This is a genomic window from Mesorhizobium sp. M1B.F.Ca.ET.045.04.1.1 (genome assembly GCF_003952465.1).
In the GTDB taxonomy this organism is placed as follows: domain Bacteria; phylum Pseudomonadota; class Alphaproteobacteria; order Rhizobiales; family Rhizobiaceae; genus Mesorhizobium; species Mesorhizobium shonense.
In genome coordinates this window covers 4,026,522-4,038,513 of the sequence record NZ_CP034448.1, presented here as the reverse complement: position 1 = coordinate 4,038,513, position 11,992 = coordinate 4,026,522, and the positions used below count along the sequence as shown (strand labels likewise).

The window sequence follows — 11,992 nt, the reverse complement described above, 5'->3', positions numbered from 1 at the left end:
TCACTTCTTCTTTTTGGACGTTTTTGATTTCGCGTTCTTCTTCAGTTCCTCCATGAAGGCGCGCATGTTCCGGTACATCTGTTCCGGGGTCTGCGGCTTGAGAGGATCCTTCCAAAGATCGGATGGTTTTTGCGGAATCTTCCGCATGCGATGAACCGCCTCATGATCCCATGCGACGGCTATACGCCCCTGTAGAGCGGGGCTGATCCACACCATCACTTCATGTGGCGTGAGATCGAAAAATTGATGCGGGAACATGCCCGCCCGGTAGGCTTCCTTCTGGATATGCTCCAGTAAATCTCCGGGCTCTATCCGTTTCCCTGGTCGCTATCCACTTCAAGTTTCTTGATGTTGGCGACATAGTCCATGTGGTCATCAAACTTCCGGCCGTGAACGGCAAGGAAGAGGGCGTCGAGCACGGCATCCAGCATGTCGCCCATCGGGCAGTCCAATGTGTCGTAGTCGATACGGAATGGCTTGCCGTCCTTCTTGCCACCGAAAGCTAGGCAGTTCCTTAGATAGAGGGTATCGACCCGGTTGAGCCTCGGAACGGCGTCGGCGAACCAGTTTTCACCGAACTTGCCCTGCAGTTGGTCGCAGTCAGGGTTGGAAAATCGAAGATAGACCCCTTCCCCCGCTTGAGGGAAGGGAACTTCACCGCGAATGCGGATTGAGGTGGTCATGCGATCACGGTCTCCGATTACGCCACCGACTCGTCGATCTGACCCGACACGCGGATCGTCACTTCGAAGTTGATCGGATCCTCACCGGTGAAGGTGAAGTCGCCGCCCGAGACATAACCGAAGCCGGTCAGCTTGTAGGCAAAGCCGGCATTGGTCATATCGATTTCCCAGTTGAACGTCGCGCCGGAGTTCAGCTTGGCCTCGAGGCCGGTCGTGCCGTTCAGCGTGGCGTCGGTCGGATTGTAGTGGCAGGTGATCTTGATTTCGCCCGGATCCTTGAAGCCGGGGCGGAACTCGCGGAAGCCGCCGGTGGATGCGAGGTGGGTGAAGTCCACTTCCTCGACCGAGCGACCCGAGATGTTGATTGCGGTGACGTTGACGACGGAGGTGAATACCTCCGGCGAGCCACCATCGCCGACCTTGAAAGTTGTTCCAAGGCCGACTTTACCAGTCGATGCTACCATGATGAGTCTCCTATGGTGAGCGGTTACCTACGGCAGGCTTTCCGAGCCGCCGCGGCGTCCTCGGGAACCAGTGTGTCGACCCGGCACTTCCGGCATTGCCAGACCGGGTATCCATTCCACTTCTTTTCGGTCATGGAGCAGGATGGGGCGGCCGAAACGACTGAGGCCGCCTCGGGGGGCGGCCTCTTTTTCGGCGATCTGTTCGACGGCCAATGGCACGTCTTCTTTGATCGGATCCGGCTTTTTGGCCGTCCGTCGGACATAAGGTCTGCGGGGCATTTGCCCTCCTCAGATGGCTATTTCTTCCGGCTTCTGAAGGCCGCAGTCGAAATCCTCAGCCAGGCGCGCTGGCCAAGAATGGTCAGCACATTGCCCTGCTGGGAATCGTATGCCGGCCGGAAGAATGGATGCGCTCTGGCACCCGGATGGCGAAAGCCGCCCTTGAATCGCGGCTGGAAATGCGGTGCCGTTCCGAACTCGACCAAGTGGGCGAGGTAGCGAGCTCGGCGGGTGAATGTGACCCACCAGACCCTGACCTTCGCCGTGCCCCTGATCTTGACCGAGACGACGCCTTCATCGAGATGTCCGCCCTTTGGCGCGCCGGATGGTTGCGGGAAGAATGGATCATGCTTGCCGGCGAAATTCCGGAGGGGAACGGCGTTCCTCTCAGTCTCACGCCGCAGCGGCTCGAGCGCCGCTTCGATATCGATGTCCATCTCTCGGCCACCATAGGCATTGCCGATCTGCTGCATGGTGTTCCGAAGTTGGGCGTCTCCGGAAAGCTTGAAGCCCTTGGCCATTTATTTGTCGATCGAGGCGACGGTCGCCGTTGTGCCGGTGTCAAGGACGCGGCGGACAAAGTACGGGACGATGGCACCGACCGGCAGCGTGCCATAGGTCAACGTTTCGTCGTCTTCATTGTCCGCCGGAATGAACACCAAAGTGCCAGAAACCAGGACGACCAGACCCTTGGAGACGGTCTCCAGATCCACACCGTCATTGGGGGTAATCTGCGCGCCCCTCTGGCCGAAATTGGTTTCATTCGGCGTTGAGTTATACGGATCGATCGCGGTCTTAGGCATCAATGCCTCCATCGGATGAAGAAGTCGAGCAGTCGCCGATAAGTCGATCGATCATCCGACGTGTCAGTTCTGTCGAGATCGGCGAATTGCGTGGTCACGCCAGAGAAAGAGCCGATGGTCGCGTTGATGTTTTCCTGCAGGGCCGACATCACCGCATCGCCCAACGCCATGGCCTCATCCGCCGTGTAGGCATTGCATTCTACCGTGACGCGATGCCGATAATACTTCCCGGCACCGTCGAGCATTTGTTCGTCAAAGCCACTGACGATGTTGACAACCAAGCACGGCGCGGAAGCGCCCTGCGGAAGATCGATCGGATAGATGCCCGCGGCCGTCGTGATGGATGTGACCGCCGACGTCGCCGTCAGCTTGGTGATGGCGATCTCGAGTGCGGACATCTTCAGGCAACCGTGATTGAGAAATCCGGAAGAACAGCGATCGTGCCGTCCGCGTCAGAAACCTGAATGGTGATCCCGGAAGTCACTCCAGCCGCCAGCGGCGTGCCGGAGACGGCACCGGTGGAAGTATTGAGCATCAGCCCTTGTGGAAGCGCGCCGGACTCCTCGGCGAACACGTAGGGTGCCGTACCGCCGGCCGCGGAGACCGTGAAGCCGGCATAGGCGACGCCGACTGATCCATCTGGAATCGCCGAGACAATGGCAATCGATAGAGGCACCGACCCGACGACGGCATCCTGGACCGTGCATTCGATGATGCAGTCCCTTTGCCTTTGCCCGTCCGGCAGAAGCGCCTTGATGTCGAAGTTCATCCCGTTGTGGACGACTCGCATGGTCGCGTCGACGCCTTCGACTTCTTCGTACCTGGCGCGGAAGCGCCAGACCTCTTCCGAGTATCGCTGTTTGGTCTCCGGGTCGAAGTGTTCGCGGCCGCGGCGAACCTCGACCTCGCAGATCGGCTCACGCCAAGTCTGCCAGACGTAATTCGGCGCGTTCAGACGAGTCACCCCGACCTGGACCCTTCTTTGGATCTCGATCGGGTTACGAAGAGAGCCGCCGCGCACTATTCGTTCCAGTCGTCATACGAGTTACTGACCTTGAGCGCGGCGCGCAGGTCATCCATGGCGAACAGCACGTTTCTGCTGATCAGCGTCTTGTTCTGCTCGAGAATGCTGGCTTCGGTGTTTTCGATGTAGTGCGCCGCCAAGAACTTGATCATGCGCAGCAGCTTGGGCGGATACGTGGTGTAGCCGGCGGTGTAGGTAATCGACACAGCCCGCGGTGCCGAGGTGATCGACGGCCAGGCGCTGACCGGATGAATCTCCGGCACGAGCATGCCGCTCTTCACGACATAATCGGCGCTGTCGACGACATTGTCCGGACTGCTGCCGTCCTCGATCGTGATTCCGACAACGTCGACAAGCGGCGGATAAGGCAGAAGGATCGGCAGCGGATTGCCGCACTCATCCTTGCTGGGGAAGTTCTTCAGATAGCGCTTGTAGGTGGTCCGGAGGATCGTGCGATTGAGTTCGCCGCCGATGCCGTGCAGTTTGTCCACCGTATCAGTGATCGCATCGGTCAGCGTGTCGTCGAGTTTGGTGACCGTCGACGAGATCCGGAGATGCTTCTTGAAATTGGCCAAGGACAGCACGTCCAGAGCCGTGGCCGTCGGCGGCGTGACGATCTCAATGTCGAGCATGGCGGATCACCTGGTCTTGTAGCCAGGTCCGCGGCCGGCTGGCTGCATGTCGCGAACGACGCGATCGACTTCCTTGCCCTTCGGGCGCGTCACCGGTTTCGGCTTCAGTCCCTTTTTGGACTCAGGCTTCTCGGTCTGACGGTATTGATCACGGATCATGATTTCTCGTTTCGCGATTGCGCGGCGACGATGATGAAGTGGTCCCGGAGGATGTTCGGGAACGGAATCTTGTAGGCCCAGCCCTTGTCGAGGATCGACAGGCCGATGCGACAGGAAAGGGTCTGGCCGTATTCCCCGCCGACAAGCGAATTGGCGAGGCAGGAAAGGGTGGCACCAAGGTTGATGAAGTAGTTGGCCATGGCGCCCTCCCGAGGCAGTTGGCGGGCCCGGAGGCCCGCCGTGTTAGCATTAGATCGAATCGGCGGTGCCGAGCTTGTAGGTCGCCTGGGTCGACGGCTGATTGTGATCGCCGTAGAAAACCAGTGCGGCCGACCATTCGCAGGTGTCGGTCGCGCCGCGCGAGAGGTTCGGCGTGATCTGGGTGCGGATGAACTCGCGGGCGCCGGAGAGGTCGATATCGACTTCGTAGGTGCCGGTCTCCGTCGAACCGCCGGAGTCACCGGTGGCAACCACAGCGGCAGCGAACGCGGATGCGAAGTCGGCGGCACCCGTGCCAGCGAGCGCCGTCGCATCTTGGAAGTTGCCGGCGAACGTCAGGGTCTCGCCGGTTTCGAGGGTGGCGGTGAAGGTGATCACCAGCTTGGCGGAAAGCGCCATGCCGATGCCGTCGAGTTTGCGGTCGACCCAGGCGCAGTCGACTTCGGTGGCATCGCCGGCACCGCCGGCTGTGGCCGTCTTGTTGATTGCCTGGAAGACGGTTCGGCTGTAGGCGCCGCCGTCGAGCATGTTTGCACGCATTGTGGAATCTCCTTCTCGTGCGTTTCTGTCCCCGCCGGATTATTCCGCCGGGGTTACAGCGGCGGCGCGCCGCTGAATTTCAGCGCCAATGATCTCCTTGGCGGCATCAAGCGTCTTCACGCTGTCGTCGCCGGTGATCGTCTTGGCCAGCTTGATCTTCTGGAGGTGATGCATCTCCTCCCAGTTGTCAGGGATGTCGATCGCATGCACCTCTTTGGCCTCGGCCAGCTTCTTCGGCTCGACGGAGTCGGCCACCTCATAGGTTTCGATGCCTTCCGGCACCTCGACTAATTCGGCAGCCTTCTCGGCGAGCATCTTGCGGGCCACGTCCGGCACCACCCCGAAGATGGTGCCGGTCTTGAAAGAGTGGACCGGCACGAGGCCGGTCTTTTTGACTACTTTCACGGGGTTCTCCTGATCAGTGAGTCAAGAGGCGCTTACGCGCCCCAGCGAACGCCCGGGATCACCGACACGGCTTCGAGGTAGCGCATGTCGAAGTCCGCCTCGGTCGACGCCTTGATGTAGGTCAAGTCGTTCTGGAAGGCGGAAACGGCGGTCCCGTTGGTCACCACGGTGGCCTCGGTCGAGACCGAGAACGAGATGCCCATGCCCTCGCCGAACAGAACATGGCCGAAGGCGACCAGCCAGATTTCGGTCTCGTCGGTGCCGGCGCCGCCGTTGACCGGGTTCTGCGTCGTGACCAGAACCGGCTTGTTGCGCCAGGTCGGGTTCGCGTTCTGCAGTTCCGGGTAATAGCGGTTGCCGTTGCCGTCGCGCTGGTTTTGGAGGAAGATGAACGTGCGCGGCGACATGACCCACTTGGCGCCCAGCATCGGCAGGTTGGCATTCATCATGCCCAGTTCCGCCGAGGAGGCGTCCGCCTCAATCTGCGCGATCGTCGGCGAAGTGCCGGTGGCCGTCAGGGTCACCACGGTGACGCCCGAGATCTTGGTGATGCCGAGCGGGGTGTAGGCAGTGCCCTCGCCCAGATAGGCCGCGCGGTCGATCTCGACGCCCATGACGTTGGCCATGTCCATCTCGACCCAGCCGCGGACATCCGGCAGCGAGTAGCGGATCAGTTGGTTGGTGATCGGCACGAGGGCGTCGACGTACTTCGCCACCATGTTGATCTCTTTGAAGGTCGGCTGACTCTTGGCGATCGCCTGGCCTTCACCGCGCCAGCCGGCCGTCGCGCCAGAAGCCGCCTTCGGCATCTTGTAGCTGCCGTTGACCAGCGGCACGCGACGCGGACCACCCTGCAGGAACGTGGTCATCGGACGCAGGACGTCGATGATCTCGCTCGACATGGCCTCGGGAACGAGGACGCCGCCAGCGGCCGCCGAACCGGAGTTCAGGGCGCGGGTGCGCTGCGCCAGGTCGAATTCCTTGGCCACGTCGCCGTAGCCAGCCGCCTCGAGGTGACGGAAGACCGCCTTCGGGCCGCCGGCCTTCTCCTCGATCCACGCGCGGGCCATGCCGGCGATCATGAGGCCGACCTTTTCGACCGTGGTCAGCTTGGTGGCGACAGTCGCCGGGGCGCGCTCGGTGGAGCCAGCCGGGTCGTTCGCCGGCAGAGCGGCGCGGGCGCGAGCCTCTTCCGCCTTGGTCAGCGTGTCGATCTTCTTCTCGATGTCCTCGAGCTCGGTCGTCTTGGTCTCGAGAGCGGTGAAGTCCTCGGCCGACATGTCCGTCTTGTCGGTGAGAGCCTTGATTTCGCCGGACAGTTCCTTCAGCCGGGCTTTCAGTTGTGCGAGCATAGTTGTCTCCTTTTGCTCATGAAAAAAGCCGCCCTTGCGGAGCGGCTTGTTGATCCGGCGGTTGCCCGGCCCGGAATTCGGATGGTGATGCTTACGCTGCGATCAGACCCTTGGCGGCGAGGCGTGCGAGATGAGCAGCAGCCTTTGCCTTGGCTTCCTCGACTTCCGCCTCACAGGGCAGCGCCGGCGGGTCTTCCGGCTCGTCGTCGGGTGTGTCCTTTTCGACTTGCTTCTTGCCGAAAAGTTTGGAGATCTTGGCGCCAACCGAGTCGACCAGGCGCTCAAGCACGTTCAGCTTCTCGGTCGCTTCGGTGGTGTCCAGCTTGACCGTTACGGTCGCAAGGTCGGTCACCTTGAGAGCCGGCGGCTCCTTGGCCTTGTTCACGCGATCACAGATGGACTGAGAGGTCTCGTTGATCTGCTTGATGGTCATCTCGACCGGGAGCTTCAGCGCCTCGATTTGCTCGCCTTCGCGCTTGATGACAAGGCACATGTCGTCACCATCGCGCAGCACGACGACATCGCCGTCCTTGATCAGTGAGGCGAAGGCGTCGAGGACTTCGTCGGTCAGCAGTTCGACGCCCTTGTTTTCGTCGGTCGGCTCCGCGGCAGTCTTGTCCTCGTCTTCGCACTCAGGATCGTGTTCTGGCGGCATCTCCTCCTCGGCGTCCTCCTCAGTCGCCTTATCGGCGAGCAGGAAACGGTCCGCCTTGATGCCGCGGAACATGCCGGAATACTCGTCGGTCAGGAATTCGACCCAGAGTGCGTGCACGCCCTTGAATTCACCATCGTCGACGATGTAGCTGGCGATCACTTCACCGGTCGCCTTCGCCAGGACGTCAGCGAACGGCCAATCCTTGTTTTCGGGATGACCGGGCTTGACCGTAACCTTGGCGCCGACAAACTTCTCGGCTTCGGTATCGGTGGATGCCTTGAGTTCCATCTCGGCAACCGGGGCGAACTTGCGCGCCGCCGGCGCCAAAGCCTTGTCGATGATGAAGGTCGAACGATTGCCGACGAGATCGAAATGCTTGGCGCGGTACTCATCCATCGGGATGAGTAGGCCTTCCGGCGTCTTGGCGTAGGTGTCGAGAATTTCTTCGATCAGCGACCGCGCCAGAACCATGTCGCCGCCGGCGCTCTTGACCAGAGCATCGGGTTGAGCTGGTATGGGTACTAGGCTGCACTCCAGGAGCTCCGAAGAGTTATATCGGAAGCCGCCAGTCCAATCGTCGTCATCGTCAAGGATGAAGTCGATATCGTCCCAGTTCGGCTTGAAGCCGATCGACACGGTCCGGATCGAGCCAACCGCAACGTGACGGGCTGCGCGATCGGCATCCTCGTCGGTGCCTTCCGGCAGGAAGTTCAGAACGCCTTCGGTGCGCTTCGGACGGCCGCCGAGAACCTTGGTCACATCCGACCAGAGACCGCACGGCCACGACCGGCTGTTGTGGAAGAGCAGCCCTTGTGGATTCTCGAGAAAGCGATCGACATTGAGTCCCGCCTGAACAACGATGTCCTGATAGCGGTCGACGCTCTCGCTCGTCATGACGAACTTGGCGCTGCGCGCTTCCTTGTTCCACGACGGCGGGGACTTGAAGCCCTTCACCATGACCAGACCGCGATCGCTGTCGCGGACATGGTCCTTTCGCTTGGCCTGCACTTCGTCAGCGGAGGCTTTTCTGAACTTGGCCATGGTAACTCCTGATTGGATCGGCCTACGCGCCCTTTTGGGCCTTTGCGTCGGCAGGTTGATCTGGCGCCGGAGCGTTCGGATCGATTGTTGACGATGCTGCAATCACCACGTTTCCGTCGCGGTCGACCGCCTGCATATTCACCGGGATCAAGCGCACTTCGCCCTGCCCGTTCGGCAGCGGGTTGAAGCCCTGCATCGCCCTGGCTTCATCAATCTCGATGGCGCCTCGCTCGAGCAGCGTCTTGATGCGCTCGGTCTCGCGCTGAGAGTCGCGAAGCGTCATCTCATCACGGTCATACTCGAAGAAGAACCTCAGTCGGTCAGCGCGCGAGAGCAGAACTTTCCCGTACCTGTGCTCGAATCGCTCCGCGCGCGGGACGAGCGAGTCGCCCACGTACATCTTCTCAGCGGTTTCGAGATTCTCGTATTTTGCCCCGTCGAAATGGAACACCTTGTGCGGCGGAACGCGTAGAAGGCGACAGGTCTGGTTGATCTGCTCGGCGAACTGCTTCGTCAGTTCCATTTCCATCGGTTTCGAGGCGATCGCCTGGAATTCCATGTTGTCTTCGAGGACGACAGGTTCGACTCCCGCCTTGAACCTCTTCATCAGAATCTTCAGTTGCGAGCGCAGGCGCTGGAACGCGAGTTCGTCGAGGGCGCCTTCGCCACTCTTCTTGAAGACGCCTCGCAATTGGCCTTCTTCACTGAACAGTGAAGTTCGGAAGCCGTCGATCGCCTTTCCGGTGTCGAGCACATCGCGGCCGGCCGTCAAAGTCGAGTAGCCATCCATGCCGTCGACCATGCGGCCGCGGACGTGGATCATGTCCCGTTCATGGAACGTCATCGACACCGCGCCGAGCAGTGCCTGTTCCTGCATCGTGCCGGCGACGACGTCGTAAAATATGTCCCTGCCCTCGACCAGTTCCCGCACGCGTCCAGTCTGGAACGGGATCAGTTCCAGCGGGTCGTCGGTCCGATTGCGCAGCACGCCGGCGTAGGCGTTGGAGGTGTAGCACTCCCAGAGCACCATCATCTCCGTGAACTCATTCCAGGTATGGCGCCGGTTGGGCTCGAGCGCGAGAAACCCCGCGATCGGGTGCTCCGTCGGCAAAACAACCCGGGAAGTTCCGTTCTTCATCCTCTCACGCAGCCGGAGCGTGGACTTCGCAATGTCCTGCGCAATGACATCGCAGCAGAGCATGAACGCAGCCTGCTTCAGCGCATTCTGAACGCTTGCGCTGCCAATGTTCTCGCCGAGCCATGACGCGAATTCCGCCATAGTCATCTCGGTGCCGTGATCCTTGACGATCAAGTCCATCTGGCGGGACTCGGTCGGGACGACGGCCGTCTCTTCGACATCAGACATTGCCGTCACCTATTCCCATCTGGTCGAATCCAATGATGCCTCGCTTCAGATACGGATCGGTCGAGGCGCTGGTCACCTCCACGGCCGGCTTCGCCTCACCGGGCTGCATCCGGCAGCCATTCGCGAAGCAAAGGGCAACGAAGCCGTCGATCTTGCGGGCCGAGTTCTCTTTTTCTTTTCGCGGGAGGATCGAGCCGTTGGCCTTGCGCTCGCCGTGCACGTTCTGCGCATTCCAGGCGAGAACTGGATTCCCATCATGCCAAATCGTCTGCACCGCGACGCGGCCGAGGATGTCATCCGTCGGCGCCGTCATCGTCTTCGCATTATTCGGGTACACCATGACCGGCTTGTTGCCGTCCCACAGGTACTTCACCGTGTTGTGCGCCTGCGCCGGGTCACAGGCGATCACCTGGACGTCGAACACGTCGCAATAGGCCTCAACGTCCGCCCTCACCCGGTCATGATCGGCCAGCGGGCCAGGTGTGAGGGTTAAAAACCCTTGTTCCTGCCAGTGCGCCAGATGATCGACCAGATCAGGATTCTGCGCTGTCGGCGATTCCTCCGGCAGAAAGAAGTGGGCAAACGCGACTAGCTGACCAGCCGGCAACTCGAATAGGAGCGCGATGGCGCACATGTCGAGCACCTGCGCCAAGTCGACGCCGATCCAACACTTCATGCCGAAAAAGTCCGACAAGGCGAGTGGGCGCTTACATGCACCCCACGACGCCGAGTCGATCAGCGTCATTCCGGCGCCAGTCCAGATATTGAAGCGGGTACGCGCTACCTCACCCCGCTTATCTGGACGAAGCCGGTGAGCCTCGTTTACCGCGGCCTTGATCACCGAAGGATCCAGACCGACCCCATACATTGGGTTGGCCTTGGCGATCAGGCTTTCGTCTGTCAGCAATCGATCCCAGTCGATCGCATTGGTTTCCGGGTTGGTGTAATCCTCGCGATCTAGCGTGTAGATCGCCGCGAAGAATGTGAAATCCTCGACCTTCCCTTCGAGGATCATCTGAGCCTGGCTCAGGAGATCGAATGCCGGGCCTTCCGAGTGATGGCCAGCGGTGGTGATCATGCGGCGCAGCGCATTCGGCCGCGCGCCGAAGGCTGAATCAACCACCTTGTAGACCAGAGCCGCGCCGGCGTGCCCTTCCTCGAATAGCGCCAAGGACGGGTTCAGACCGTCGATTCGGTCACCGTGCTGCGTGAGCTTAAAGATTCGGCCGCCGTTGCAGGTGACCTCTTCCTGCGTCACCCGGATCTTGAACTCTTCCTTCAACTCCTCGTCATTGTTGAGCATCTTGACGATGTCGCCATAGAGCGTGTCGTCAGCCTGCTTCGAAGAAAACGCGGCGATCGGAATTTCCGGTGCCATGCCGCCGGAGCAGCAGAGATCAAAAAGCGCCGCGCGCGTGGCCCGCAAGGACTTTGCCGACTTGCGGGGGATCAGTTCCAGCGCAGTCTTGACCAGCCTCGTTCCGTTAAGCCTGACTCGGAAGCCATGGATCGCGGACTCGATCCAGATCTCGAATGGCTCGAGGATGATCCGCGGATCCGGATTCCCCTCCTCGTCAAACTGGTTCAGTTGCCAGTTGCCGGCCTCGAAGTGCTTCAGCTTCTCGCCGAACCGGCAGTAGTCGACGACATACTTCGGTTCGTAGACAAACTCGCAATTCGGATCCTCGGCCATCTCGAGCATGTCGAGATATCGCTGCGCGGCGAGGACGAGGAGACGGTTTGTCGGCAGCCTCTTCGAGGCGACCGCTTCAGCGTAAAGCCTGGCGATCGCCGGATAGTCCGGAACGAGTTCTACTTCTCCAGTTTCAGAGTTTACCAGTTCCAGCGGCTCGATGTGGCCGCAGTGTGATCGGTGAAGTCCGGCTATTCGAGAATCCGGAACCTGCAAACCGGTTTTTTTGGTTCGGGTTCGCGATCGCTGGCGCATCTTCTGCAATTCTGAGCCTCACGCTGATCGCATCCATGCGCTTGATGAGATCCATCGACACCGCTTTGCCGGCGGTCAGCCTCTCATGCATCTGCTGGTGCATCACGGCCATGCGTTCGCAGTCGCCGCAGGTGACCTTCGTCAGCTTGTTTCCGGCGAACAGAAGCGCGGTGATCTCGTCGTATTTTGCCTTGCCGACCGCATTCAACGGAATCGTCGGCTCGGGGATCGAGGTCAGCCAAGGCCCGGTGATGACCTTCTCTGCCGCGCGCGCGGCGTACACCTCGTCGGAACGATCCGATCGATAGGTTCCCTTGGCGCGCTTCTCAGCGTCCGTCAGTCTGCCGTTGCCGCCACTGCCAATGCCGCCCATGACCCTATCTCCCGGCCTTAGGCGCTCCGTATAGACGCTCACCAACAGC

Annotated in this window: 18 protein-coding genes; all 18 read right to left on the bottom strand. The window is 60.6% G+C overall.

Features of this window, described 5'->3' with window-relative positions; genetic code table 11:
* Nucleotides 1-258, bottom strand: a complete 258-nt coding sequence (locus EJ071_RS19895; RefSeq protein ID WP_126099394.1) for a hypothetical protein — start codon at nucleotides 256-258, stop codon at nucleotides 1-3.
* Nucleotides 259-308: 50 nt separating this feature from the next.
* Nucleotides 309-683: a hypothetical protein gene (locus EJ071_RS19890; RefSeq protein WP_126099393.1), complete on the bottom strand. Its 375-nt coding sequence runs from the start codon at nucleotides 681-683 to the stop codon at nucleotides 309-311.
* 17 nt (nucleotides 684-700) lie between these two features.
* Entirely contained in the window at nucleotides 701-1,147 is a 447-nt protein-coding gene (locus EJ071_RS19885; RefSeq protein WP_126099392.1) for a phage tail tube protein, read from the bottom strand.
* Nucleotides 1,148-1,174: 27 nt separating this feature from the next.
* Entirely contained in the window at nucleotides 1,175-1,426 is a 252-nt protein-coding gene (locus tag EJ071_RS19880) for a hypothetical protein (protein ID WP_126099391.1), read from the bottom strand.
* 17 nt (nucleotides 1,427-1,443) lie between these two features.
* A complete protein-coding gene (locus tag EJ071_RS19875; RefSeq protein WP_126099390.1) occupies nucleotides 1,444-1,947 on the bottom strand; it encodes a hypothetical protein in 504 nt (167 codons plus the stop codon).
* On the bottom strand, nucleotides 1,948-2,229 hold the full coding sequence (locus tag EJ071_RS19870; protein WP_126099389.1) for a hypothetical protein: 282 nt from the start codon (nucleotides 2,227-2,229) through the stop codon (nucleotides 1,948-1,950).
* Nucleotides 2,229-2,627: a DUF3168 domain-containing protein gene (locus tag EJ071_RS19865; protein WP_126099388.1), complete on the bottom strand. Its 399-nt coding sequence runs from the start codon at nucleotides 2,625-2,627 to the stop codon at nucleotides 2,229-2,231. The genes EJ071_RS19870 and EJ071_RS19865 overlap by 1 nt, the downstream gene beginning before the upstream one ends.
* A 2-nt stretch (nucleotides 2,628-2,629) precedes the next feature.
* Nucleotides 2,630-3,250, bottom strand: coding sequence for a putative Ig domain-containing protein (locus tag EJ071_RS39525; protein WP_126099387.1), 621 nt, complete (start codon nucleotides 3,248-3,250; stop codon nucleotides 2,630-2,632).
* Nucleotides 3,250-3,885, bottom strand: a complete 636-nt coding sequence (locus EJ071_RS19855; protein WP_126099386.1) for a hypothetical protein — start codon at nucleotides 3,883-3,885, stop codon at nucleotides 3,250-3,252. Before EJ071_RS19855 ends, EJ071_RS39525 begins: the two co-directional genes overlap by 1 nt.
* Before the next feature lie 6 nt (nucleotides 3,886-3,891).
* Nucleotides 3,892-4,044, bottom strand: coding sequence for a hypothetical protein (locus tag EJ071_RS38615; protein WP_189521129.1), 153 nt, complete (start codon nucleotides 4,042-4,044; stop codon nucleotides 3,892-3,894).
* Nucleotides 4,041-4,244, bottom strand: a complete 204-nt coding sequence (locus EJ071_RS19850; RefSeq protein WP_126099385.1) for a hypothetical protein — start codon at nucleotides 4,242-4,244, stop codon at nucleotides 4,041-4,043. Before EJ071_RS19850 ends, EJ071_RS38615 begins: the two co-directional genes overlap by 4 nt.
* 49 nt (nucleotides 4,245-4,293) lie before the next feature.
* Nucleotides 4,294-4,803: a hypothetical protein gene (locus EJ071_RS19845; protein WP_126099384.1), complete on the bottom strand. Its 510-nt coding sequence runs from the start codon at nucleotides 4,801-4,803 to the stop codon at nucleotides 4,294-4,296.
* Between the two features lie 39 nt (nucleotides 4,804-4,842).
* Nucleotides 4,843-5,208 (bottom strand): hypothetical protein, encoded by a 366-nt coding sequence (locus EJ071_RS19840; RefSeq protein WP_126099383.1) that lies wholly within the window; start codon nucleotides 5,206-5,208, stop codon nucleotides 4,843-4,845.
* 32 nt (nucleotides 5,209-5,240) lie between these two features.
* Nucleotides 5,241-6,560, bottom strand: coding sequence for a phage major capsid protein (locus EJ071_RS19835; protein ID WP_126099382.1), 1,320 nt, complete (start codon nucleotides 6,558-6,560; stop codon nucleotides 5,241-5,243).
* A gap of 91 nt (nucleotides 6,561-6,651) precedes the next feature.
* The gene (locus tag EJ071_RS19830; protein ID WP_126099381.1) at nucleotides 6,652-8,256 is read right to left on the bottom strand and encodes an HK97 family phage prohead protease; all 1,605 of its coding nucleotides are present in this window, start codon (nucleotides 8,254-8,256) and stop codon (nucleotides 6,652-6,654) included.
* A gap of 22 nt (nucleotides 8,257-8,278) precedes the next feature.
* Nucleotides 8,279-9,622 (bottom strand): phage portal protein, encoded by a 1,344-nt coding sequence (locus tag EJ071_RS19825; RefSeq protein ID WP_126099380.1) that lies wholly within the window; start codon nucleotides 9,620-9,622, stop codon nucleotides 8,279-8,281.
* Nucleotides 9,615-11,324 carry a terminase TerL endonuclease subunit gene (locus tag EJ071_RS19820; protein WP_189521127.1) on the bottom strand — a complete coding sequence of 570 codons (1,710 nt, stop codon included), beginning with the start codon at nucleotides 11,322-11,324 and terminating at the stop codon, nucleotides 9,615-9,617. The genes EJ071_RS19825 and EJ071_RS19820 overlap by 8 nt, the downstream gene beginning before the upstream one ends.
* Nucleotides 11,325-11,448: 124 nt before the next feature.
* Nucleotides 11,449-11,943 carry a hypothetical protein gene (locus EJ071_RS38610; protein WP_189521125.1) on the bottom strand — a complete coding sequence of 165 codons (495 nt, stop codon included), beginning with the start codon at nucleotides 11,941-11,943 and terminating at the stop codon, nucleotides 11,449-11,451.
* Nucleotides 11,944-11,992 lie beyond the last annotated feature (49 nt).

Excerpts from the sequence above, each read along its gene's own strand:
- EJ071_RS19820 (WP_189521127.1), bottom strand. The coding sequence starts at position 11,324 with ATGCTCGAGATGGCCGAGGATCCGAATTGCGAGTTTGTCTACGAACCG.
- EJ071_RS38615 (WP_189521129.1), bottom strand. The coding sequence starts at position 4,044 with ATGATCCGTGATCAATACCGTCAGACCGAGAAGCCTGAGTCCAAAAAG.
- EJ071_RS19865 (WP_126099388.1), bottom strand. The coding sequence starts at position 2,627 with ATGTCCGCACTCGAGATCGCCATCACCAAGCTGACGGCGACGTCGGCG.
- EJ071_RS19870 (WP_126099389.1), bottom strand. The coding sequence starts at position 2,229 with ATGCCTAAGACCGCGATCGATCCGTATAACTCAACGCCGAATGAAACC.
- EJ071_RS19830 (WP_126099381.1), bottom strand. The coding sequence starts at position 8,256 with ATGGCCAAGTTCAGAAAAGCCTCCGCTGACGAAGTGCAGGCCAAGCGA.
- EJ071_RS19825 (WP_126099380.1), bottom strand. The coding sequence starts at position 9,622 with ATGTCTGATGTCGAAGAGACGGCCGTCGTCCCGACCGAGTCCCGCCAG.
- EJ071_RS19845 (WP_126099384.1), bottom strand. The coding sequence starts at position 4,803 with ATGCGTGCAAACATGCTCGACGGCGGCGCCTACAGCCGAACCGTCTTC.
- EJ071_RS19890 (WP_126099393.1), bottom strand. The coding sequence starts at position 683 with ATGACCACCTCAATCCGCATTCGCGGTGAAGTTCCCTTCCCTCAAGCG.
- EJ071_RS19875 (WP_126099390.1), bottom strand. The coding sequence starts at position 1,947 with ATGGCCAAGGGCTTCAAGCTTTCCGGAGACGCCCAACTTCGGAACACC.
- EJ071_RS19835 (WP_126099382.1), bottom strand. The coding sequence starts at position 6,560 with ATGCTCGCACAACTGAAAGCCCGGCTGAAGGAACTGTCCGGCGAAATC.
- EJ071_RS19885 (WP_126099392.1), bottom strand. The coding sequence starts at position 1,147 with ATGGTAGCATCGACTGGTAAAGTCGGCCTTGGAACAACTTTCAAGGTC.
- EJ071_RS19880 (WP_126099391.1), bottom strand. The coding sequence starts at position 1,426 with ATGCCCCGCAGACCTTATGTCCGACGGACGGCCAAAAAGCCGGATCCG.
- EJ071_RS19855 (WP_126099386.1), bottom strand. The coding sequence starts at position 3,885 with ATGCTCGACATTGAGATCGTCACGCCGCCGACGGCCACGGCTCTGGAC.
- EJ071_RS38610 (WP_189521125.1), bottom strand. The coding sequence starts at position 11,943 with ATGGGCGGCATTGGCAGTGGCGGCAACGGCAGACTGACGGACGCTGAG.
- EJ071_RS19850 (WP_126099385.1), bottom strand. The coding sequence starts at position 4,244 with ATGGCCAACTACTTCATCAACCTTGGTGCCACCCTTTCCTGCCTCGCC.
- EJ071_RS19895 (WP_126099394.1), bottom strand. The coding sequence starts at position 258 with ATGTTCCCGCATCAATTTTTCGATCTCACGCCACATGAAGTGATGGTG.